26 protein-coding genes are annotated in these 24,010 nt (G+C 29.1%); 13 read left to right on the top strand and 13 right to left on the bottom strand.

Going from position 1 to position 24,010, the window contains the following annotated elements; all coding sequences use genetic code 11:
• Positions 1-3 precede the first annotated feature (3 nt).
• On the bottom strand, positions 4-1,332 hold the full coding sequence (locus tag P8F83_RS02565; RefSeq protein ID WP_326513313.1) for a sensor histidine kinase: 1,329 nt from the start codon (positions 1,330-1,332) through the stop codon (positions 4-6).
• Positions 1,333-1,539: 207 nt separating this feature from the next.
• Between P8F83_RS02565 and P8F83_RS02560 the strand changes: the two genes are divergently transcribed.
• From P8F83_RS02560 to P8F83_RS02550, 3 genes are all read left to right on the top strand, one after another.
• Entirely contained in the window at positions 1,540-2,454 is a 915-nt protein-coding gene (locus P8F83_RS02560; RefSeq protein ID WP_326513312.1) for an ABC transporter ATP-binding protein, read from the top strand.
• Positions 2,454-3,278, top strand: coding sequence for an ABC transporter permease (locus P8F83_RS02555; protein ID WP_326513311.1), 825 nt, complete (start codon positions 2,454-2,456; stop codon positions 3,276-3,278). The genes P8F83_RS02560 and P8F83_RS02555 overlap by 1 nt, the downstream gene beginning before the upstream one ends.
• 192 nt (positions 3,279-3,470) lie before the next feature.
• Complete coding sequence (locus tag P8F83_RS02550; protein ID WP_326513310.1) at positions 3,471-3,941, top strand: flavodoxin domain-containing protein; 471 nt, start codon at positions 3,471-3,473, stop codon at positions 3,939-3,941.
• Between the two features lie 66 nt (positions 3,942-4,007).
• Here the strand turns inward: P8F83_RS02550 and P8F83_RS02545 are convergent, their stop codons facing one another.
• The 3 genes from P8F83_RS02545 to P8F83_RS02535 all read right to left on the bottom strand — a co-directional run bounded on the left by P8F83_RS02545 (position 4,008) and on the right by P8F83_RS02535 (position 7,179).
• Positions 4,008-5,300 (bottom strand): DUF4179 domain-containing protein, encoded by a 1,293-nt coding sequence (locus P8F83_RS02545; RefSeq protein WP_326513309.1) that lies wholly within the window; start codon positions 5,298-5,300, stop codon positions 4,008-4,010.
• Complete coding sequence (locus P8F83_RS02540) at positions 5,301-5,864, bottom strand: sigma-70 family RNA polymerase sigma factor (protein WP_326513308.1); 564 nt, start codon at positions 5,862-5,864, stop codon at positions 5,301-5,303.
• 217 nt (positions 5,865-6,081) lie between these two features.
• Complete coding sequence (locus P8F83_RS02535; protein ID WP_326513307.1) at positions 6,082-7,179, bottom strand: radical SAM/SPASM domain-containing protein; 1,098 nt, start codon at positions 7,177-7,179, stop codon at positions 6,082-6,084.
• Positions 7,180-7,330: 151 nt separating this feature from the next.
• On the opposite strand from P8F83_RS02535, the gene P8F83_RS02530 reads away from it, so the two are divergent.
• The 5 genes from P8F83_RS02530 (at position 7,331) to P8F83_RS02510 (ending at position 11,975) form a co-directional block, all read left to right on the top strand.
• Positions 7,331-8,461, top strand: coding sequence for a sensor histidine kinase (locus P8F83_RS02530; RefSeq protein WP_326513306.1), 1,131 nt, complete (start codon positions 7,331-7,333; stop codon positions 8,459-8,461).
• A 17-nt stretch (positions 8,462-8,478) separates the two neighbouring features.
• On the top strand, positions 8,479-9,114 hold the full coding sequence (locus tag P8F83_RS02525) for a response regulator transcription factor (RefSeq protein ID WP_326513305.1): 636 nt from the start codon (positions 8,479-8,481) through the stop codon (positions 9,112-9,114).
• Between the two features lie 103 nt (positions 9,115-9,217).
• Entirely contained in the window at positions 9,218-10,153 is a 936-nt protein-coding gene (locus P8F83_RS02520) for an ABC transporter ATP-binding protein (protein ID WP_326513304.1), read from the top strand.
• Positions 10,154-10,162: 9 nt separating this feature from the next.
• Entirely contained in the window at positions 10,163-10,948 is a 786-nt protein-coding gene (locus tag P8F83_RS02515; RefSeq protein WP_326513303.1) for an ABC transporter permease, read from the top strand.
• Positions 10,941-11,975 carry an ABC transporter permease gene (locus tag P8F83_RS02510; RefSeq protein ID WP_326513302.1) on the top strand — a complete coding sequence of 345 codons (1,035 nt, stop codon included), beginning with the start codon at positions 10,941-10,943 and terminating at the stop codon, positions 11,973-11,975. The genes P8F83_RS02515 and P8F83_RS02510 overlap by 8 nt, the downstream gene beginning before the upstream one ends.
• A gap of 129 nt (positions 11,976-12,104) precedes the next feature.
• Here the strand turns inward: P8F83_RS02510 and P8F83_RS02505 are convergent, their stop codons facing one another.
• Both P8F83_RS02505 and P8F83_RS02500 read right to left on the bottom strand, forming a co-directional pair.
• Positions 12,105-13,181 carry a DUF4179 domain-containing protein gene (locus tag P8F83_RS02505; protein ID WP_326513301.1) on the bottom strand — a complete coding sequence of 359 codons (1,077 nt, stop codon included), beginning with the start codon at positions 13,179-13,181 and terminating at the stop codon, positions 12,105-12,107.
• Positions 13,174-13,737, bottom strand: coding sequence for a sigma-70 family RNA polymerase sigma factor (locus P8F83_RS02500; RefSeq protein WP_326513300.1), 564 nt, complete (start codon positions 13,735-13,737; stop codon positions 13,174-13,176). Before P8F83_RS02500 ends, P8F83_RS02505 begins: the two co-directional genes overlap by 8 nt.
• A gap of 235 nt (positions 13,738-13,972) precedes the next feature.
• Between P8F83_RS02500 and zupT the strand changes: the two genes are divergently transcribed.
• Entirely contained in the window at positions 13,973-14,770 is a 798-nt protein-coding gene (zupT, locus tag P8F83_RS02495) for a zinc transporter ZupT (protein ID WP_021802700.1), read from the top strand.
• 41 nt (positions 14,771-14,811) lie between these two features.
• On the opposite strand, the gene P8F83_RS02490 is transcribed toward zupT, so the two are convergent.
• The 3 genes from P8F83_RS02490 to P8F83_RS02480 form a co-directional block, all read right to left on the bottom strand.
• Entirely contained in the window at positions 14,812-16,278 is a 1,467-nt protein-coding gene (locus tag P8F83_RS02490) for a DUF4179 domain-containing protein (RefSeq protein ID WP_326513299.1), read from the bottom strand.
• Positions 16,279-16,800 carry a sigma-70 family RNA polymerase sigma factor gene (locus tag P8F83_RS02485; RefSeq protein WP_326513298.1) on the bottom strand — a complete coding sequence of 174 codons (522 nt, stop codon included), beginning with the start codon at positions 16,798-16,800 and terminating at the stop codon, positions 16,279-16,281.
• A gap of 171 nt (positions 16,801-16,971) precedes the next feature.
• Positions 16,972-17,850, bottom strand: a complete 879-nt coding sequence (locus P8F83_RS02480; protein ID WP_326513297.1) for a polysaccharide deacetylase family protein — start codon at positions 17,848-17,850, stop codon at positions 16,972-16,974.
• 410 nt (positions 17,851-18,260) lie between these two features.
• Here P8F83_RS02480 and P8F83_RS02475 point away from each other — a divergent pair, with 410 nt between their 5' ends.
• Entirely contained in the window at positions 18,261-18,917 is a 657-nt protein-coding gene (locus P8F83_RS02475; RefSeq protein WP_326513296.1) for an HAD family hydrolase, read from the top strand.
• 38 nt (positions 18,918-18,955) lie between these two features.
• Here the strand turns inward: P8F83_RS02475 and P8F83_RS02470 are convergent, their stop codons facing one another.
• From P8F83_RS02470 to P8F83_RS02455, 4 genes are all read right to left on the bottom strand, one after another.
• Positions 18,956-19,723, bottom strand: coding sequence for a MerR family transcriptional regulator (locus tag P8F83_RS02470; RefSeq protein ID WP_326513295.1), 768 nt, complete (start codon positions 19,721-19,723; stop codon positions 18,956-18,958).
• Between the two features lie 87 nt (positions 19,724-19,810).
• The gene (locus P8F83_RS02465; protein WP_326513294.1) at positions 19,811-20,653 is read right to left on the bottom strand and encodes a polysaccharide deacetylase family protein; all 843 of its coding nucleotides are present in this window, start codon (positions 20,651-20,653) and stop codon (positions 19,811-19,813) included.
• Positions 20,650-21,270 carry a class I SAM-dependent methyltransferase gene (locus P8F83_RS02460; protein ID WP_326513293.1) on the bottom strand — a complete coding sequence of 207 codons (621 nt, stop codon included), beginning with the start codon at positions 21,268-21,270 and terminating at the stop codon, positions 20,650-20,652. The genes P8F83_RS02465 and P8F83_RS02460 overlap by 4 nt, the downstream gene beginning before the upstream one ends.
• 166 nt (positions 21,271-21,436) lie before the next feature.
• Positions 21,437-21,871, bottom strand: a complete 435-nt coding sequence (locus P8F83_RS02455) for a polysaccharide biosynthesis C-terminal domain-containing protein (protein ID WP_326513292.1) — start codon at positions 21,869-21,871, stop codon at positions 21,437-21,439.
• 240 nt (positions 21,872-22,111) lie between these two features.
• Between P8F83_RS02455 and P8F83_RS02450 the strand changes: the two genes are divergently transcribed.
• The 3 genes from P8F83_RS02450 to P8F83_RS02440 all read left to right on the top strand — a co-directional run bounded on the left by P8F83_RS02450 (position 22,112) and on the right by P8F83_RS02440 (position 24,009).
• The gene (locus P8F83_RS02450; protein ID WP_326513291.1) at positions 22,112-22,654 is read left to right on the top strand and encodes a GNAT family N-acetyltransferase; all 543 of its coding nucleotides are present in this window, start codon (positions 22,112-22,114) and stop codon (positions 22,652-22,654) included.
• 549 nt (positions 22,655-23,203) lie between these two features.
• Positions 23,204-23,680, top strand: coding sequence for an RNA polymerase sigma factor (locus P8F83_RS02445; RefSeq protein WP_326513290.1), 477 nt, complete (start codon positions 23,204-23,206; stop codon positions 23,678-23,680).
• Positions 23,677-24,009 (top strand): zf-HC2 domain-containing protein, encoded by a 333-nt coding sequence (locus P8F83_RS02440; RefSeq protein ID WP_326513289.1) that lies wholly within the window; start codon positions 23,677-23,679, stop codon positions 24,007-24,009. Before P8F83_RS02445 ends, P8F83_RS02440 begins: the two co-directional genes overlap by 4 nt.
• The last annotated feature ends 1 nt before the right edge of the window (position 24,010 follow it).

The raw sequence follows: 24,010 nt of genomic DNA, 5'->3' as shown, positions 1-24,010 counted from the left end.
CTCTTACTCTCCTTCTTCTATGGGAAGTGTTATCGTAAAACAAGTTCCTTCATTTATATTACTCTCAGCCTTTATACTTCCTCCATGAGCATCAACTAATTCCTTAGATATAGCTAATCCTAAACCAGTGCTCATTAAGTCTTTAGTTCTAGCATAATCAATTCTATAAAATCTATCAAATATATATGGAAGTTTTTCTTCTGGAATCCCCTCTCCATTATCCTTTATATCAATATTTATAAATCCATTATTAACATATAACTCTACATCTATATTAGTTTCTTTATTTGAATCATTTTTACTTCCATCTGTAGGCGCATATTTCACTGCATTTCCAATAATATTTCTAAAAACCTGATGTATCCTTTTTCTATCTATTTTAACTATCAACTCTTCTGTTATTTTATTTTTATAAGTAAAGTTTATATTTTTGTCCTCCAGTTCAAACTGAAATTCTTCCATTAAATCCTCCATAAAGTTTTTTATATTTATCAATTCAAAATTAAACTCTAACTTCTGCATATCAAGCTTTGAAAACAAAAATAAGTCATCTATTAACTTGTTCATATATCCAGCATTATTATATATTATCTGATTATATTTCTTTATGGTTTCTTTCGGTAAATCTTCGGTATAGGCCATAGTTTCAATATATCCTTGAATAGAGGTTATAGGTGTTTTTAAATCATGTGAAATATTTGCAATAAGAAGTTTTCTGTTTTCTTCGTACTCTTTTTTTAATTCTTCACCCTCTTTAAGCCTTTTTGCCATTTCGTTAAAGGATTTTATAACCATATCAACTTCACTATTTTCCTCACAATAAACATTAACTCCATAATTTCCTTTAGCTATCTCCACAACTCCCTCATTTAAATGTTGAAGTGGAATCAAAATTCTTTTCTCAATACTAGCTAAAAATAATATTTGCCCAATTCCTCCAAGTAAAATTAATGACATATAGATAACTCCTATAGCATTAAATCCTATATATCTAAATAACACATAACATATAACTAAGTTAATTATTAAAAATAAAAACCTGGTATACTTTACTTTAGAATAATACCACTGAAATCCCCTATTGTTTCTATATAGCCCTTCAAGACTCTTCTTAAAATTCTTCTCAATCCTATGTTTCTCCTCATGTCGTTCCCTATTAGTTAGATAATCTTTTTTAGAAAGTTCCTCAACATCTTTTTGATATTCTCTAAACAACTCAAAAGAGTCTAAATTAGTTTTTATATTCCTAAGATCCTCTTCATTATGATACTGAATATGTCTATTGAACTTTATCTCAAGAGATTTTTTCAAATTTTTCAACTTTTTCTTCATTATATACTCCTAAATTTAATAGCATTAACCTTATTTTATAAATAACTATTAAACATATTTTAACGTATTTATAAAAAAAGTATAAACTAAATTTCTGTTTAAAAATTATTTATATTTGTTTATAAATTTTTTATAGCTCTTTTAAATGAAGTTTAAACCTGTCCATTAATATAAGCCTGTAAGAAAAATTCTAGGAGGAAAAATCTAATGGCAAATATTATTGAAGTAAAAAATTTCACAAAACAATTTGGAGAATTTAAAGCTGTAGACAATATATCTTTTGAGGTTGAAGAAGGAAGTATATTTGCATTCTTAGGACCAAACGGCGCTGGAAAAAGTACAACCATTAATACACTTTGCACAATAGTAAATAAAACAGAAGGCACCTTAACCATAAATGGAAATGAGGTATCTAAAGAGAAAGGAAATGTTAGACGTGATATTGGAATAGTATTTCAGGATTCAACTTTAGATAATAAATTAACTGTAGAAGAGAACTTAAAATTTCATTGTGAATTTTACAATGTTCCAAAGGAAGACATTCAAAATAGAATAAACTTTGTATTAAACTTAGTAGACCTTGAAGCTTGGAGAAAAGCTCCTATAAACAGCCTTTCTGGAGGTATGAAAAGAAGAGTAGAAATAGCAAGAGGACTAGTTCATTACCCTAAAGTTTTATTTCTAGATGAACCTACTACAGGTCTTGACCCTCAAACAAGAGCAAACATCTGGGAATACATATACAAGCTTCAAAAACAAAAAAACATCACCATCTTCTTAACAACTCATTACATGGATGAAGCTGAGATATGTGACAAGGTAGCTATCATGGATCATGGTAAAATAGTTGCTTTTGATACACCTAATAATCTAAAAAAAGAACACACAGGACTTGTAACTAAAATAGGTGTATCAAAAGTATATGATTTTGTTGAATATCTAAAAATGAACCATATAAAGTATTCGCAGGAGGAAACCATGTTCACTTTATACTCAAATAACTTAAAGAAAATATTAGAACTAACATCTAACTTTAAAGATATAATCACAGATTTAGAAACTACTAAAGGTACCCTTAACGATGTATTTTTATCTATAACAGGAAAGGAGATAAGAGCATAATGCGTGGAATGACTGCTATTTTAAAAAGAAACTTAATAAACTTCGCAAGAAATAAAACTCAACTTATATTCTCAATAGTTATGCCTTTATTCATGCTTTTTGTTTTCTCATTTGTTATGAAACCAACAACAGCTGATATCAGTCAACCTATTAACTATTTGATATCAGGCATAATAATAATGTCAGTTTTTCAATCTGCTTTAAGTAACTCTACTAATATATTAGAAGATATATCAATGGGGTTCATGAAGGAAATCATAGTCTCTCCTATAGAAAGATGGAAAATCTCTATAGGACAAGTACTGTCATCAACCATCATAGCTGTTATTCAAGGTCTTTTGATTATCATAATTGCATTATTCATGGGCCTCACACTTGATGCACCTCAGTTCATTCAAATGATATCTGTGATGACCCTAGTAGGGATAACCTTCAGTTCCATGGGCCTATTCTTAGCAACCGTTGCTAAGAAATCAACTACTTTCCAAGTTATGATTACCGCATTTACATTACCATTAACCTTTTTGTCAGGTGCTTATATACCAACAACTATTATGCCAAAAATCCTTAGACCTTTTGTATACATAAATCCATTAACCTACACAACTTCTATATTCAGATATATAGCTTTAAAAATGAATGATCTATCAACAGCTGAACTTGTAAAAGAAGGAGTTTCTTTTGATATTCATGGTTTCATAGTTGGGCCCTTCACAGGAATATTAATCATAATCATCATGGGCCTTATCTTCTTCTCTCTATGCGTATATAAATTCAATAAAGCAGACTTTTCAGATGTTAAGGTGTTTAACCCTGAAAGATAGTCATATCTAACAAGAAAAAAGAATTCAATGATTAATGTATTGATATAAAGGTAATAATTACGCTTAAAGAATCATAATATTTGTTCGAGAATCATTATTTTACTTAACCCATATAATACGTATTTTAATATAAAATTTTATATTAAAACGTATCTTGTTAGCTAAAATAAAACTATTAAAGGAGAATGTTTTATGAAATCTCTAATTATATATTGTTCCGATTATAAAAATAATACCGAAAGAATTGCCAAAATGTTCGCAGAGAAAATAAATTCAGACTTAATAAATGCAAGAAATTTCCGAGATGTTGACTTAGAAAAATATAATCTGATTGGATTTGGTTCTGGAGTATACATGGAAAAACTATCACCCAAGCTTTTTAAACTTGTAGATAAAATGAATTTAAAAGGTAAAAACATTTTTGTGTTTTCAACCAGTGGAGTTGGAATGAAGTTCTATAACAACTCTTTAATTAAACTATTAAAGTCAAAGGGAGCTATAAATCAAGGAAGCTTTGCATGTAAGGGAAGTTTTAACGCAAGGGAGTTTAGTAAAAATAAGATTTTTTACATTATGGGTAATTTATCACAGGGACACCCTAATGTTAAGGACTTAAAAAAAGCAGAGCTATTTATTAGAAAGATTGAAGATTCACTTAAATGATATCTGTGAAGACCCAAGTTGATGGAACTTGGGCCTTATCCTTTTAAACAGCAAATATCCATATAATTATTTTAATTCAACTGTAACTCTAGAATCATAATCTACTGTGCTATCAATGTTTGGAACTATAAGTTTATAATTTCTATCATTATTTAAACCACTATATTCTCTGGTAAACTCATATTTATCCGTGTCTACTCTTTTAATAGTAGTATTTAAAAGTGAAATATCTGCTTTAGGATTATCTCCCTCTAGAAAAACAACCTGGTAATTAGGTAATTTACCATATATAACACCTTTTATTATTACATTATCCTTGTCATTTGAGAAATCAACATTATTTATAACTACTTTACTGTCTTTACCTTCTGACAATTCCATCGGTAGTTTTTCATCAATATCTACTGTTTTTGAAGATTCCACTCCTACTCCACTATTTCTTCTAAATGGTATTAGTGTTAAAGAACTTGTATTTTTATCTACGCTTGAATAAGCTACTGTAACATTAGAAGCTGGCTCTCTACTTCCCCCAACCTGTGTAATCTCATTCCCTTTATCATCTAAAACTATCCAAAAGTCAAAAAATGAACTTGGGATTTCATTTGCTGAGTTGCTGCTAATTGAAATTAAAGTATTTAATGGTGTTAAAGTAACTTTATCAATATCAAACTTATGGTCATTAAATGCTACTGATTTATTTGTCTCATAAATCTTAGCATCCTTATCTAACTCAGCTTTAGTAATATCAAATTTAAAACTCCAATCTCCAGAGGTATCATCAAATTTATCAAACATCATATCAAATTTAAAGTTATTAGGTAATGTATCATTCAATATTATTTCAGTGGTTCCAATAATTTTATTATCTGTTACGTTCTTTACTCCTCCTGAATAACCAACATTTATTTCTTTTCCATCAATTTTAAATTTAGGGAAAAATAAAGCATCAGAAGAATTTATTTTTTTATTACTCTCAGCAGTGTATCCAATAAGTATTCTATTGTCATAGGAAAGAATACTGTCTATCGTAAAAGATTTTCCGTCACAAGAAATTGTTTTATTTACTACATTTGAGTAACTAATATAATCTCCTGTTTTCCCAAACATTTCAACTATAGAATTCAATATAGGTATTTGAACTGCAAAAGCTGGATTTGCATATCCTACTGCAATAAAAACTATTAATCCTACAACACTAGCTGCTATTATTTTAGAAATTGAAACTTTCTTTGTTCTAATTTTTTTCATTACACTTCGTTTAAGTCTAAATTTTTGCATATCAGTCATACTAATATTATCAAACTCATTTTCATCAATAATTATATTATTAAGATCTTTATATATATTTTTTTCACTCATTCAAATTACCCTCTCCTTAAAATTTATAAGCTTTTCTCTTAAAGCCTTTCGCCCTCTTGATAACCTATTTTCGATAGCAGCTTTAGTTAAACTTAAACTACCTGCTATTGTAGTAATATCTTCATTAAAAAAATATCTCTTGAGAAATATATATTTATCAGGTTCCTTCATCCTATATATTATTGATAATATCTCATCTCTTCTCTCCTTTAATATAAAATCTTTCTCAATATCTTCACTTGAAGAAAGATTTAAATCATCTATATCTGTACACTCTGAATATTTCATGAGCTTTCTTCTATAATCAATAGCTTTAAACTTAGAAATTGCCATAATCCAGGTTTTGAAAGTGCCTTTTGTGTCATCAAAGCATTCTATGTTCTCCCAAATCTTCATAAAAACATCATTTGTACATTCTTCTACAGAACCAATACCGTAATCTCTATATAAAACACTATAAACTATTTTATAAATAAGATTTCCATACATATCAACTATGAACTCCATGGACTTTGGATTCTTCTTTTTAAGCTCATTTATAAAATTAGTTTCATCAACCTTCAATATCCACCCCTCCTTAATAATCAACTTTTATCTTCGCAAACTTATATATTTTTAAGAGCTCTCATATATTAAATACGAATTTTATCTCAATTTACTATCAAAATTTTACTTCGCTAATTGTAGGCAAAAAAACTGCCATTAGTATGACAGTTTTTTTATATTTTTCACTATCTTAAAACACCAGTATATGAAACATTTAATATTTCCTCCTAAAAAATTAAATACATTCACCAAGCATCTCTTTAACTTCATTTTCTTTCTGAAATAATAGACATCCACCATCATGTTCACCTATAAGCATTCCTGTCTCATTTAGCTTTCTAAATAAAGGTGATTTTAAAGCTTCTCTTAAAGAACAGTCTTTTAGGTTCATATCTGAATAAGGTGAAAATGGACATGGTTCTGCTGCTCCATCCACATTTATATGAAAGAAACCTCTTCCAGCAGCTAAACATCCACCTGAATATTTCTCATCTCCTGGGAAAGATATAAATACTGCATCTTGATATACTTTTCTTAGCTCTTGCTGTTTAACTTCCAATTTCTCACGTTCTAAATCAGTTGGAGCAAGATACTTATTTTCCTCAGCTACAGGAACATACTCAACAAAAACTACAGCTCTACAGCCTTTGTCATATAATTTTTGAAAAAATTCCTTACTAGTTACTGTATTTACATTCTCTGTAGTTACAGTAACAGAGGCTCCGTACAGAAGCCCAGCATCCTTTAAGGTATCCATAGCCTTCATTATAGTATTGTAAGCTCCAAGACCTCTTCTATTATCAGTCTGCTCCCTATCACCTTCAATACTTATGATAGGTACAAGATTTCTATTTTTATCAAACAACTTTAAATTATCTTCTCTAAACAAAGTTCCATTTGTAAACACCGGGAAAATTATTTCCTTAATCTCAGCTGCCTTTTCTATAACTTCTCTTCTCATTAAAGGCTCCCCACCAGCAAGTAATATAAATGAAACTCCCATTTCTTTTGCTTCTTTAAATAATTTTGCCCATCTTTCTGTACTCATTTGTTTATTCTCTAAGCCTTCACCACAAGATTTATTTTCTCTCGCATAACAACCCTTACAAAATAAATTACAGTTGCTTGATATACTTGAAATTAAGAAAGCTGGAACATTCTCTCCTTTTTCTATAAAAGCTTCTCTTCTCTTTTTAGCCTCTTTACTTGCTAATGCATATTTAACCACAAAAGCAGTTTCCTTTGGATTTTTAAGAGAGGCTTTAATTATCCCCTTAATTATGTTCTCTATACCATTACTAACATAATCAGATAAACTAAATTCATTACTCATTTTTTATTCTCCCCTTATATAACTTTATTTAAGTTATTATAAATTAATTATATGTCCTAAATGTCGTCTCTCATCTTAAAGTTTTCTTAATATTGTTTTTATTTTGGGATATATGGTATATTTAAACAAATGATAAGATTGAGGTAAGTTTATGAAATCTGAAAACATTACAAGATTATCAATTTATACATTGACAGCTATAGGCACTGCATTATCTTATGAAATTCAAAATGCCCCTTATTTTATAATGATTTTCTTCATATTTATACTTAATTCTAGAATTAGATTACTATTTTTAACACCCAAAAATAGAAATAATCTCTTGTTAGTCTCAATTATTTCAGATTTAGCTCTAGTGTTTTTATTATCTTCTAAATATCCTTATATAACTTATTTTTTGCTTTATATAACAATATTAGACTCACTATCATTATTAAAAAGTGAGGGTTATATTTTATCTATTATCGCCTCTGCCTTTATACTATTTTTTATTAAAGAAAAAGGTCATGATATTTTTATACTTAATCTCTTTATCATTCTTTCATTATCTATTTTTTCTATAAACAAAAAGAATATTAATAAGGATTTTAAGGAAACAGAAATTCTATTTGATGAAAACAGAAGGTATAGTTATGAACTTGAAAATACTAAGAAGATTTTAGAAGACTATTCCTCCACGATTGAATCCTTATCAACGCTTCAAGAAAGAGCTAGAATAACAAGTGAAATTCATGATAATCTTGGTCATAAACTAACTGGCGTGCTTTTTCAGCTCGAAGCTGGAATGAGAGTTTCTAAAAAAGATTTAGAGAAAGGTTTAGATATAATAGAATCCTCTAGAACTACTTTAAGTTCCACTGTAGATATGCTAAGTGATACTTTAAAAAATATTAATCCTGGGGAATATTCAAATAGAGTACTTTCTATAAAACAGATGATTGATGACTTTATATTTTCGTCTAATATTGATATAAGTTTTGATATTAAAGGAACTCCTGTAAAACTCTATCCAAGTATGGAGGTTGCCCTTTATAAAAATGCTAAAGAAGCTATAACTAATTCTGCTAGACACGGTAAAGCTAAAAAAATATGGATTACTTTAAAGTACGAAGAAAAACAGGTTATACTTACAGTAATAGATGATGGAATTAGCTGTAAAACTCTTGTTAGAGGTATGGGAATTAAGGGAATGGAAGAACGTGTTAAAATCATAGATGGAGAACTTTTCATTTCTACTGAAAAAGGTTTTGAAATTACTACTATAATTCCAATTAAAAGTTAAAGGAAGGTAACTATACTATGTCTATAAATGTACTTATTGCTGATGATGAAGAGCTAATAACCAACAGCCTCAAAATGATTCTAGATTATGAAGATGACATAAATGTTTTGTTTATATGCCAAAATGGAGATGAAGCTTACGAAAAAGTTCTCCAAAATAATAATATCCATGTTGTTTTAATGGACATAAGAATGCCCGTGTGTGACGGAGTACTCTCAACTAAAAAAATCCTTAAAGTAAGACCTGATATAAAAATCATCATACTTACAACCTTTAACGATGATGAATATATTTTTGAAGCTCTAAAAAATGGTGCTAAAGGTTATCTACTTAAAAACATCAAAGCTGATGAAATAATAAAAGCAATAAGGATAGTTCATGAAGGAAATCTTCTAGTACATCCAGAAGTAGCTACAAAACTTTCATCTATGCTTAAAGCTGACAAGAAAAAACTTATTTATAACTTGAACTTATCTGAAACTGAAATAGAAATAATAAAACTAATCTCAGATGGTTTAAGCAATAGAGAGATAGCAAAAAAGATATTTTTGACTGAAGGAACTGTTAAAAATAAGATAACAGATATCCTAAGCAAACTTAAATTAAGGGATAGAACTCAAATAGCAATTTTTTATTTAAAAAACTTTAGTTAAAAATGACCTAAGTCACCCATCTTCATGACTTTCTGTTGTGGAAATAGGTGGCTATATTTTTTAAACTATTATTATAAAGATTTTAAAAACTGGGGGAGAGAATGTGTCACTAATAGAAATACACTCTTTAATTAAACGCTATAAAAATAAACTTGCTGTGGATAGTTTAAATTTAGATATAAACGAAGGAGAAATCTTTGGACTTCTTGGTCCAAATGGAGCTGGCAAGAGCACTACTATAAATATTTTAATGGGTCTTATTAAAGCTAATGGGGGAAATGTTTTAATAAATGGATTGGATATTAGTAAAGACTCTTTAGAGGCAAAACAACTTATGGGTCTTGTTCCCCAAGATATAGCAATTTATGAATCCTTATCATCGCAAGATAATGTAAAATTCTTTGGAAGTCTTTATGATTTAAAAGGAGAGGATTTAAATCTAAAAGCAAAAAAAGCTCTTGAATTTGTTGGACTTTTAGATAAAGCTAAAGATAAACCAAAAACATTTTCAGGTGGTATGAAAAGAAGGCTTAACATAGCCTGCGCCATTATACATGAACCTAAAATAGTAATAATGGATGAACCTACTGTAGGCATAGACCCGCAATCAAGAAATCATATATTAGAAGCCGTAAAAGAACTTAATAGACAAGGCTCAACTATAATCTATACTAGCCATTATATGGAGGAGGTTGATGCTTTATGTAACAAGATTGGAATAATGGATCATGGAAAACTCATAGCTTATGGTGAGAAAAATGAAATAAAAAAACTTTCAAAAACAGATGAAATTTTAAACATAGAAGCAACTGATATAAGATATAATCCTATTGAAGATCTTAAAAATTTACCTGGAGTTAAAAATGTCTCAATTAACGAAAATACTATAAAAGTAATCTCAACAAGAGGGCAAAGTATACTTCAAGATGCTCTTTTCATTCTATCAAAAAGTGATGTAAGAGTAAAAAGCTTAACACTAAAAGAACCTGATTTGGAAAGTGTATTTCTTTCTCTTACTGGAAGAAACTTAAGGGATTAGGAGGATAACATGAAGGTTTTTAATATATCAATCAATTACTTAAAACGAATTTTCACAAACCCGTTTCTTGTAATCCTCATACTCGTAGGCTCTTTACTTGAAACTTTTTTGGTAAGTTCAAATATAAATAGTGCGGCTAACAGCATAACTGACTCTATATCTCAAAAATATACAGAGGTAATGATTATAGGTGTAAATAAGACTGCTAATATAAATCAGCTTCTATGTTCCTCTACCTTAGCGTACTTTCTTCTCATAACTGCTATTATTATGGTTGGACTTAATATCTCTGACAGAAAAAATAAAACCTTTATGAGAATGTATTCCTGCCCTGTAAAAAAGAGCACCGTTATTTTAGGAAATATTATTGGCCAATTTTTAATAACCTTAATTGTAGCGGTTTTTTATATGCTTTTTTCTTCTATCATATTTAAAATTAGCTATGGAAACAGCTTGGTTGGAATTTTTATAGTAACAATCTTTGCAGTATATATTTCAGCATCTTTTGGTTTTTTCATGTCTGGATTATTTAAAAATTCAACTGTTGGAGTTAGCACCTGTGCTTTTATTTTATTTTTCTTGGCTCTTTTTAGTGATAGCTTTTCACTAAGCGGAGACTTTGATGCAACTTCAAAATTCACCTTAAACAAGTGGATTTATGAAAGTTATTATAGTTTAATGCAAGAAAACCCCCTTAGTTCCATAACTCAAAATTTAATCGTCCTTATGTTACTAGGTACATTATTTAACGTTCTTGGAATTCTATTATACAAAAGGGAGAAAACATATGAATAGTATTAGAATATGCTTAAATATAATGAAACGATTATTTAAAGACCCAGTAGCACTATCCTTAATCCTAATAGTTCCTCTACTAGGAGGAGTTCTCTCGTCATTTATGTTTAACAAAGATACTTTAATAAAAATAGCCATAACTGATAGCGACTACACTTCATCTGTCATAAATTTATTAGAGGACACTAATAAATATAAAATCGAAATACTTAATGAAGAAGATATAGAGAAATTCGTAAATAATAAAAGTATAGAAATAGGTATTGTAATGTCTTACCCCTATGAAAAGACTAAGATACTATGTAAAAGACAAAATGGAAATGTAAATGAGCTTAATTTATTGCTAGATTCATACTTTAAATCTCTAGATAACCCTACTGAATTTAAAAATATAGATACAAATTTAACTGTTAAAGAAAATAGTAAAGATAATTATAAACTTTCTGCTTCAGTTGGTTTCCTACTTATGTCCTTATTTATGTTTTCAGGAACTTGTACAAATATTCTCATAGATGATATTAATTCTAAAACCTTTATGAGAATTTTCTGTGCTAGAGTAAAATCCCATAATATAATTTTCGGTCATATTTTAGCAAGCATTTTCCTAAGTTCTATACAAATTTTTTTATTTTTAGTTTTGTCTAAATATGTACTTCATATGGATTACAGAATCTCGTCTCCTGTTTTTTTTATTAATTTAATGGCTTTTTTCATCGCCTCCCTCGGTATAAATATCGCTCTAACAAGTTTAATAAAAACCACACAAGCTTTAAGCATTATCAATTTTGTATTGGCAGGATGTTTTTGTGCAGTGGGAGGTACATTTATTCCCGTAAGTAGTATGTCTCCTGCGCTGCAGACAATATCAAATTTCATACCAAACAAATGGCTCATGGAATCTTACAATAAACTAAGTAACGGTTCTTCCTTCAAAGAAGTTTATATAAACATTTTAATTTTACTACTTTTTGGATCAGTGTTTTCGACATTTGGAATTAAAACCCTAAGGTTTTATGAAGAGGATTAATAGAAATTAAAATATAGGTATCGCTTCATGTCTTTCATTATCCCTATATTATTTTTTTATTTATCCTTTAACTCAAAATAACTAAAGGCAAGTAAATTTATTATCAACTTGCCTTTAGTTTATATCAATCTATTTAATTTCTATAGTTTTATCTACAAAAATTTTATCTCCCGTATCTTCATAGAGAGTTGAGTAACTTCCATCAGAATTTTGAGTTGTTTCCTTTTCAATTAATATATCTCTATAAATAACTACCCTTAAGGTTTTTGAATCCTTAGGTACTGCACTAAAATAGCTTATTTGTTTATTATCATCATAAATTTTAGACATATCTGCCCTAAGCTGATTATTTTTGTCATCATAAACCAATATACCATAATGATAATTTTCAGGATTCGTAGTATTTACTCTTAAACTAACTGGTGTAATAAAAACAGAATCTAAAGATAATCCTTTGTCAGTTTTATAGTTTACAGCTATATTTCTGCTAATGCTTTTATCTAACTTAACTGGTACCTTAAATGCCCAAGTTCCATAAAAATTTTGACCTTTATCATTTTCACTAAAACCTGCTGTGCCTACAGACTTTAACTTAACTTCAAAATCAAAGTTATCAGGAATTTCTGTATCTAAAGATTTTAAATAATATCTCTCCATTCCTATAAAAGTATTTTCATCTACAAACTCGCCTTCTAACCCAGCAAATCCTGTATTATCTAACTCCTTATCAGAAAAACTTACTTTATTGTACTCTTCACTTGTCATAAGTTGTGCATTATCCAAAGGATTCTCTCCTCTTGAAGTATGTTTAAAAGGTTCGTCACTTTCAATTTTATAAGTTACATATAACCCTTCCCCATCACACATTATTTCCGATAATGTTACCTTCACCCCATTATCATAGACAGCTTCTTCTACAGATGTGGCATACCCTGAATAATCTCCTTGAAACTGTATTTTTTCTTCTATTTCCTTAAATACATTGCTAATCAATAATATCTTTGCTGCTAATGCTTGATTTGAAACTCCAAAGGTAAATGCTATAACAAGCAATGCTACAACCGATGCTACTGATCTTCTTTTTCTTCTAACTTTTCTAATTTGTAACTCTTTATCCGCTTTTTCTATACCATTAGCTATTGCTTTATCAATAGAATCCTCTAACTTATCAGATATATTTATATCAAAAAATTCACTATTATTCATTTAGATAATCCTCCTTCAAAATCTTATTAAGATTTTCTTTTGCTCTTCTCAAATAAGTTTTAACTGTATTCTCTGGTATGTTCATTACATTTGCTATACTTTCTATGGTCATATCATTAAAATATTTTAATATTATTACAGTTTTATAATTATCTCTTAATATATCAATAGCTCTATATAAATCTAATTTTTCATCTATTGATACACCCTCTCTTCTCGAAGAAATCTCAATTTCATCATTTAAAGGACAAATTTTTTTATTGTTTTTTATAAAATCTAATGCACAATTAATTACAATTCTAGTTAACCAATATTTAAAAGATGCTATATTTTTAATACTTTTTATATTAAGCATTGCTCTGTAAGTACATTCTTGTATTATCTCTAGAGCGTCTTCCTCATTTTTTACATAACTATACGCTATTTTATATAAATAGATTTTATATTTTTTTATAAGCTCAATAAAACTTTCTTTGTCTCCATCTATTGCCCTTTTTATAATAGTTTCATTATTTTCATCTAAAAATTTTAGTTTTACTGCAGACACACCTTCCATAGCTTTCTCCTATAACTTTTTTATTAACATCGATGTTACCTCTATAAGACTTATTGATACTGCATAAAGTTTCACTTTTTTCATTTTACTGTTATTTTAGCATATAAATTTAATTATAAAACTTTACTGAATTTAAGATTTATAATATACTAAAGCTATAAATGCATTATTAAATAATAACAATTATCTTTTAGTAGATTTATAATAAATTATATATTATAAAGGAGGACGATACATGAATAACGTTTTATTTGCATTTGGATTAACACTCTTCGCTGGTTTATGTACTGGCATAGGAAGTGCGTTAGCCTTTTTCACAAAAAAGACAAACACAAAATTTTTATCTATTAGTCTTGGTTTTTCAGCTGGAGTTATGATTTATGTTTCTATGATTGAAATATTTTTTAAGGCCAAAGATGCTCTTGTAGCTGAACTAGGATTAAAGTCTGGTTCCTGGGCTACTGTTGGTGCATTTTTCGGGGGAATGTTTATAATAGCACTTATTGACAAACTTATCCCAAGTGGAGAGAATCCTCACGAAGTTCATTCAGTTGAGGATATAAACGACAAAACCTCGGACCCCAAATTATTAAGAATGGGAATATTCACAGCTCTAGCTGTTGGTATTCATAACTTTCCAGAAGGGCTTGCAACCTTTATATCAGCTCTTCAACAGCCATCTATAGCTATACCAATAGCTGTAGCCATAGCAATTCATAATATTCCAGAAGGAATAGCTGTATCTGTTCCAGTATATTATGCAACAGGGGACAGAAAAAAAGCTTTCTTCTACTCTTTCCTATCTGGACTTTCTGAACCTATAGGCGCATTGATTGGATATTTAGTATTAATGCCATTTATAAATGACTTTGTATTTGGAATAATTTTTGCTGGAGTTGCTGGAATAATGGTATTTATATCTTTAGATGAACTACTTCCTTCAGCACAAAAGTATGGCGAACATCATCTATCAATATACGGCTTAGTAGCTGGTATGGTAGTTATGGCAGTAAGTTTATTGCTATTTATATAAGAAGAAGACCGTGTACAGGTTTGAGTACACGGTCTTCTTTTCTATTTACTTAGATCAATATCTATTCTATATCTATCATCAATTTCAGGTTCTGTAATCATAGGTATTGCAATCTTATATTTTTTATTTTTATCAACAGCTGGTAGTTTTATTGAAACAATCTTTTCTGCTTGATTCTCCATAACAGCTCTATCTCCATCTTCTGCTCTTCCAATATCTTTATAATCTTCATCCAAAATTACAGCCTCATTAATGTTACTATAATCGTAAGCGCCATTTCCTTCTAACTTAAAGGTTAATTTCGTATATTCATCTGTAGCTTCAATATTCTTTATTGTAACTGAATTATTATCACTAACCTTTATAATTTGATCTCTTAATTCACTTAATGGTGTAAATCTTCTTTCTTTATCTATATTGTATAAATAAATAACCTCATTAGGAACGTATCCTTTAACTTTTTCTTCTTTAGTTGCTGCTCTCCTTATTGTTATTAGCTCTTGTGTAGAATTATCACTAATTGTAGTTTGCAACATAGTTCTACCAAGATAATCAATATCTTGCCTCTTTATTCCCCATTCCTTAAACACCGGAACTACAGTTAATGATTTAACAGTGGATAGATCATCAAATATCGCTATCTTTCCTTCATATTCTTCTTCACCAAAACCTCCCCCAAGCTCTCCAGCATCTAAAATTTTCCCATTCTCATCTATAACAATAAAGCTATAAATTCCATCTCTCTGACTTTTATTTGTACTATCATATTTACCTGAATAATTTATGGTGTTTCCTAATGGACTTATGGTTAATTTATTAAGTGTTAATGTGCTGTTAGGTGTTTTTATACTTTTATCTAGATTTATAGTTTTGGATTTTGAAATATTATTCATTTTAGTTACGTTAAATTTAAACTCCCAATCCCCTCTGATATTACCAATTGATCCCATCCTTAAATGAATATCAACGCTTCTATCTAAAGTAAACTCCGATATATTTGAGGTTATTACACTTACAAGCTTTTTATCAGAAACCTTTTTATCTTTACTATCATAACTTCCTAAATGTTCTCCGTTAATTTCTATGTTAGGGGATATGATTCCTCGCTCTTCTTGAAGTCCATCGCCTTCAATTGTTGATGTTATAACCAAGCTATTATCATCAATGGCTATCTCATCTATTGTAACCTTAATTCCATTATTTTCAACGGACTTATTAATTGATGTTGCAAATTTTTCGTATTCCGATAGATTTCTTCCCATTCTATCATAATTAATAAGTTTAAATATTGATCCTACCCCTGGTATAGCTTGAACAATCTCTGGATTATTAATTCCGACTATAACTACTAATGCTAAAGTTGCAGCTATTGCTCCTATCCTCTTATATATCTTCTTATGTTTTCTTCTTTTTTTCTCTTTTTTTCCTCTTTCAAATCCTTTTTTTACTGCTAAATCTATTCCTTCCGGTATCTTAATCATTTCTTTTATATTATTTAAATCATCCATTTACGCACCCTCCTTACTCATAAACACTCTTAATTTCTTAAGTGCAGCGTTAAGATGTGTCTTTACAGTTCCTACTGGATATTCTAGGACTTCTGATATTTCTACTATAGTTAAATCCTGAAAATACTTTAGTATTATTACATTCTTATATTTATCTTCAAGCTTGTCTACATAGTTTATAATATCTAATCGTTCTTCTAATTTTTGATTTTCATGATAATTTACATCCTTTTTTACTACCTTTTCTATTTCAATAATTCTTTTCTCTTTTTTTATTACATCTAAAGCATTGTTTATCAAAATTCTTGTTATCCAAGTTTTAAAATATTTGGGTTCCTTCAATTTTTCTATAGATATATACGCTTTATAAATAGTTTCTTGAAGAACATCTAATGCATCCTCTTCATTTTTCACATAACTATAGGCTGTCCTATAAAGATTCTCTTTAAAAGTATTTATTAAATACTCAAAGGACTCTTCATCTCCCTTAATTGCTCGTTTAACTCTATCATCTAAATTCATTATTATGCTCCTTAAACTCAAAACTCCTTCTACCTTTATATCGTAGCTACAACTATTAGACAAGTAATTTTTCAAAAAGGTTTTATTTATTTTAATCAAATTTCCATTTTAATCTCCATTATTAAAAAAGCAGCAAAATCACTCTAGATTTTACTGCCTTCTTATATACTTTCAAATTAATGTATGAAATTCGTATCCCTCTTTTTTTAACTTATTTATGATTTCTGGTAGTGCCTCTGCTGTAGATTCTTTTCCATATGTATCATGCATTAAAACAACTAGATTACCATTTCTAGCAACCTTTGTTTTTGTTTCATTAAAAACATCTATGAGTCCGTCTTTATTTTTTGGTTTTCCTTCAGCATCTCCCACGATACAATTCCAATCTATGTAGGAATAACCTTTTTGAGCTAGAATTTTTTCTGTTTCACCCATTCCCTTCCATGAGTAGCTTCCTCCTGGAAAACGAATTACTCTGGTTCTATATTTTTCTCCTAATTCCCCTGTGATTAGATTATTAGTTTTTTCTATTTCACCTATAAATGTATTGATATCAATTTTACCACCAGGATATAATTTTTTATAGTTATGGGAATATGTATGAGCCCCTATTGCATTCCCTTCTATTACTATCCTTTTTAATATTTCTTTTGACTTATCTGATTTATTTAACTCATTACCAACTATAAAAAAAGTACCATTAACTTTATTTTCCTTAAGTATGTCTAAAATTTTAGGAGTTACAGTTACTGATGGGCCGTCATCAAAGGTAAGATATGCAACCTTTTTTTCCAAACTTTTAAAATTTCCAGACTTCAGCATGTTCATTACAGCCATGCTATCTGATAATATACCCATATCTTGATATGCCGATTCTATACTTTCACTGATACCATCAGTGTATAATTTTTCAGAAAAATTAGTTATGATCTTTTCTTTAAGGTTTGTAAAATTATAAATAAAAAATGCTACAGCTAAAATAATTATTCCATAAATCAATCCCTTAACTACAATTCTATTCTTTTTCTTTTGTCTAAATATATTTTCCATTTCCCCCTCCTTGTCTTTTATTTTCTTTTCATTATTTATTATGCTTTAAAACTGTTGTATTATTTAACTTTATTGACATTTCCTCTATTTTACAGATAAAAAAGAGGAAAGTTCTTTCGAACTTTCCCTAGATCTTTTAAAAAAGCTTTTACGATTGCGAGACCTATTATCCGTCCGGCAATACCGGCAGCAAACCTAATCATTACTTTATTCTAGATTCTATACATTTTATAGAATTGCTAGCTACTTATAATACTAATATATACAATAAAAGCGAAATTTGTTACATTTTAAAACTTTATATTCCCATTATTTTTATAATCTTTTATATGACTTCTACTGCATTCTCTTTATATGCTATACTAAACTTATGATAATCACTTTAATTTTTTGCTAGCAGGAGGTTTGATATGTATAAATGTTGTATTTTTGATTTAGATGGTACTTTAGTTGATTCTATAAAGGCAATCTCCTATACTTCTAATTTAACTTTATCTAAATATGGACTTGGTCCAATCTCTGAGGAAAAATATAAGATTTTTGTTGGAGATGGTTATAAAAAGTTGATTGAAAGAGCGTTAATCTATTCTGGAGATAAAGATTTAATTAACTATGAAGATGCTCTTATAACTTATACAGAGTATTTTGAAATTCATTGTATGCATGAGGTTAAACCCTATGATGGAATAAAGGACATGCTTCATGCCTTAAAAGAAAAAGGGGTAAAGATAGCTGTACTATCAAACAAACCACATGAAAGAACTCTCGATAATATCTATGGAGTTTTTGGTGAAGATTATTTTGATATGATATCTGGTGAAAAAGAAGGGGTTAGAAGAAAACCCGATCCAATTGGAGCCATCATTACAGCTGAATCTTTAGGTATATCCCCTAAAGAATGCTTATACATAGGTGATACCAGCACTGATATGGAAACTGGAATAAAAGCTGGTATGGATACTATTGGGGTTACTTGGGGATTTAGAACACGTGAAGAACTTGAAAGTTATTCACCAAAATATGTTATAGATCATCCTAGTGAAATCACAAAAATAGTTTCTCTTTAAATGCTTTAAAGCCATTGCATCTCTGCAATGGCTCTATTTTATTCTTCTAATGCATCTGTATAAATTACAACTGCATCTCTTAAGAATTTTGCAAGACCTGGTTTGTTTTTATCATAATAAGCTGTAAAACGCTCATCATCTACATACATTTGCGCTACTCCTGCATGGGCTTCTTTTGAATATCTGTTCCATGCAGTGGTAATCCATTTACGATGTAGTTTAGCTACTTCTTGAGCTGCTTCTCCTGCTGGATCTCCAGTTTCAAAAGCCTCTTCAAGCTTATCTAATATAGTCTGACCTAATTCCTCAAACTCTGTATACTGCTCTTTAGACATATTTTTGAATCTTTTGTTAGATTCATTAACTACATCTTCACCGTATTTTTCTCTTATTTCCTTACCATATTTCTTTTCGTTATCATCAACTAGCTTTTGTTTAAAGCCTTCAAATTTTTCTTTATCTGACATAATGATTCTCCTTTCATCCTTATCAATAGTTTTTTCAACATTTTTGATAAGTGTTTCTAACTGTTTTCTTTTTTCTAGGAGTTTCTCATGATGTTCTTTCAGTGCTTTAGTTTTATCAAAGTCTTTAGATGTAATGACTAGCTTTATATTATCTAAACTTACATCCAATTCTCTAAAAAATAGTATTTGTTGCAACATATCTACTTCAGCTTCACCATATATACGATATCCTGAAGAATTAATTCTTGCCGGCTTAAGAATACCTAATTCATCATAATATCTTAATGTTCTGGTGCTAACACCTGCTAGTTTAGCTAATTTATTCACTGTATACTCCATAAGCTCCCTCCTGACAATTTAACTATACACCTTTACGTTGCGTTAAAGTCAACAGGTTTTTTATAGTTTTTTTTATTTATTATTTAACTATTGCTTATTTGGTAATATAGACAGTTTTTCTCTTGACTTAATCTCAATATCTATTCCATAAGCACATATCCAAACTGATATAGCTGTAGGGTTATACACAATTGAACAATCTGCTGAATACTTTAAAGCATCTAAAGCTTTTAAATAATCTATTATTTCAATATTAGTTGCATACCATATAGAGTTATTATTACTAACTAGTTTACTAAATTCCTCAATTAAGTCCCAATTCTCATTTAAGTCAAACTCATAACTATGTCCCCATACATATAATAATTCCATAGACTTATCTTCTGATTCCAAAAAGTTTTTGGTAATTTCTAAAAATCTTGGATTTGTATGATGACAAGTTGGATGCCATTCTAGAAAAGTATCTGGCAAAGTAAATTTTTCATGTTGCTTTACAGTTCTTGAATATTCAATTCCACAGCTATCTATTACATCAAGGACTTTTTTATTGTAAGTGCCAAATGGATATGCCATCCCCCTTACAGGATACTTAGTTATTTTTTCTAAGTTTTTTCTATCTTCAAATACTTCATTTAAAATCATTTCTTTTGGAAGTTCTTCTAAATGAGGATGAGTTAAACTATGAACAGCAATCTCATGGCCTCTATAAAGCTTATCAATTTCATCAATATTTATTCTACTTATAGTCTTTCCATCTTTAATCCAATAAATTTCCTCACTTTGTATAGCAGAATTTAGATTAAAGGTCGCCTTTAAGGAATATTTGTTGAAAATACTTACAAGTTTTTTATCTTGAATTACGCCATCATCGTAGCTAAGAGTCAATGCTTTTCTCTTTCCATCTGGAAAAAGGTTTGTAACAGTACTCATTCAATCACTTCTTTCTTTACTATATAATCTATATAAGCTTGTTTTATCATTTCTCCTTCATATAACCTTTCAATAACCCTATCTTCTTTATAAAGTATTGTCATGTCATTAAAATGGCCTTCACCTTCATTAACTTCATAATAGGTATGAATAACCTCTTCTCCTCTTTCTATCTGAAGAAATTCATTTTTACCAAGTTCTTTTCCGTCTCCATACCATTCATCATTTATAGAGAGAAAATTTAAACAACATAACCCACCGGGCTTTAGAACTCTCTTAATTTCATTTATGGATGTTTCTATATCCTTTTTTGTCATATGAAAAATAGAATTATAAGAATAGATAAAGCTTAAGGATTCATCCTCAAAAGGCAGGCTTCTCATATCTCCTTTTGATATATTTAAATTAATTCCATGTTTCTTAGAAAACTCATTAGATTTATGTAATTGATCATCGCTTATTTCTAATCCATAAGTTTTATAACCATGTTCCAAAAATAATGAAAGTGGTGGTAAGTCTCCTCCTGCTCCGCAGTCCAATACCTCTTTATCTAGATCACTTTCGTTACAATAACTTAAAAACCTATATAATTGTGGTTGCTTCAATATTATGTTCATTTTTCTCCCCCTATCAATAACAAGTTTTTTCTAAATATTTCTATACATTAATATTATCACTAAATCAGAGCTTTTCAATAAATTACAAAACAAAAAGCCAAGTACCTAGGCTAATCCTAAATACAAGGCTCTTTTTATTATTATATTTAATTCCTATTAAATGTTTCTAAATCTCTGTAATTTTTTCATAAAATGAATCTTGTTTTATTATTTCTTGTTTTGTTTTTGAGAATTCTATTCCATATCCCTCTTCTATAGTCTCAACAGCATGGGTATATCCAGTCTCAATACAGACTATATCTCCCCCCTGTACTTCAAAAGTTTGCACTTCTGCTTCTGAATCTTCTGCTTTCTTTATATAAACCTTTAGTCTTCCTTTACAAACATATAGATATTCAATCTTTTCTTTATGATAATGATTCCCTCTCGGCTCTTTACCTTTTATAAAATCACAGTAAGCTAAAAAATTTATATCATCTGCAGGCAAAATTGCAAGTTCACCTTTCTCTGTCATAATTCTTCCGTATTTATCTTCGTCATTTAGTCTTTTGTTATATGTAGCTAACTTAATAATTTTAAATCCTTGTGACTCCATTATCATCATTCCTCATTTTTCTTAATAAAAAAAGTCCTCACACCAAGCACCTTTGCAAAGCATGGGACCTTATAATTAACAAGTCAATCTTTTCCTCACTTTTCCTATAATAGACCTTTTTTGTGAAATTTGCAACATTTTTTTCACATAAATTATATAAATATTATTATGCTGCAAATTACTTCTAATAAAAACCTGTTATAATTATGATATTAATTATCATATTATGCTAAAGGAGACCCAACAATGAATTCAATTTTATTTCATAAACTAAAAGGTCTTAACATATCATTTAAACCAATAAGTTTAGATGATATTCAAGATATCCATAACTTTTTATCAGATAAGGAAGTTAAAAAATTTATAGGTTGGAATTTAATGAAGAACTTAGATGACACCAGAGAACATATTAAAGAAATGATGAAAGAAGAATTATCTGGCGACTATTTGTATGCCTCTATTGTTTTAAATACAACTAAAGAGATTATAGGAACAGCTATGTTATTTGATTTTAATAACTCAACAAAAAGTGCAGAACTTGGATATGTTCTTAGTAGAAACCACTGGGGCAAAGGTTGTGGGAATGAAACTGTTTCTTTAATTACAGATTTTGCTTTTAAATCTCTTAAGCTTAATAAGCTTAATGCCAGAGTAACTGATGCCAACATTGCATCTAGTAAGATACTGAGAAAAGATGGATATGAATTAGAAAAAATACAAAAAGATGCAAACCTTATTGACGGAATATCTTTTGATTTATTATACTTTAGTAAAATTAACTATAACTAACGAATATTTTTTGACTTTCTAGATGTACTTTTTTGTAACAATATGGCTAATTGCATACATATAATATATTAACTATTATAGTTTTAATTCAGTCATAGAAGATAACTCCTTTCATTGGTAAATTAGCTCCATTAATTTGGAGCTTTTTATTTTATTACTTTAGAAATTTTAATAGTATTAATAACAAAACATAATATTTTAAATTTCAATGTTCTTAAAAACTACTTTAGTGTCCTAATTATTGATTAAGTTCTAATTATTTAATATACTTAAGTTGAAATTTTTTTATAAGAAACACCAATTTCCCCATTGAAGACAGAAATATATTTTCTGTCTTCTTTTTTATTGATATATTAAAATCTCAATGAAAGATAAACATAATTTATATTATAATGTGGATAAACATGAACTACACATATAACTTAGAAATATTTCTCAGAAGAACGCTTAAAGGCTTTATAGTTTAAGTGTATATTACTGATACAAAAAAATAAAAAAGTTTGAAACGTTTTTGTTGAATGTAAGTCTTATGAGTAAGGAGGTGAGGCAGTGACAGATTTCAGTGAAATATATTCTGAATATTTTTCAGGCGTATATAAATATGTGCTATCTCTTTGTATGAATGAATCCATTGCAGAAGAAATTACACAAGAAACTTTTTTTAAGGCAATGAGGCACATAGATAAATTTAGTGGTTCTTGCAAATTATATGTTTGGCTTTGTCAAATAGCAAAAAATACCTATTTTACTCTTTATAAAAAGAAAAAGCCCCTATTATCAGACTTAGATACAGGTATACCTGACACATTATTCAACTTGGAAGCTTGTTACATCAACAAAGATACATCAAAACGGCTACATATTGAGTTGCACAAGCTGAGAGACCCATACAAGGAGGTTTTTACTCTACGGGTCTTTGGAGAACTGCCATTCTCTCAAATTGGAGAATTATTCGGGAAAACTGACAGTTGGGCACGACTGATTTTTTATAGGGCAAAAAAACAATTACAGGAGGTAATGAAATGAAAATATCTTGCGAAATTATAAAAGACTTGCTTCCATTATATCACGACGGAGTATGTAGCGATGATAGCCGAGCAACGATTGAGAAACATGTTCTTGAGTGCGATAGCTGCAAGAACGAGCTTCTAGCAATGGACGAAGTGCTTCTAATAAATAACAAAGACCAAAATCTACATGAAGCGGAAGCGGTAAAAAAACTATCACGCATGTGGAAAAAAGGAATGCTGAAATCCTTAATAGAAGGAGTCTTAATCACAATTATTGTAATTGCTGCAATTGCTCTAGTTTTATATCTGTTTATGGATATACGAGCTGTACCAAAATCTTATTGAA

It is taken from the genome of Clostridium intestinale, assembly GCF_035905475.1.
Lineage (GTDB): Bacteria > Bacillota > Clostridia > Clostridiales > Clostridiaceae > Clostridium_T > Clostridium_T intestinale.
This window is presented reverse-complemented; position numbering and strand designations above follow the sequence as displayed.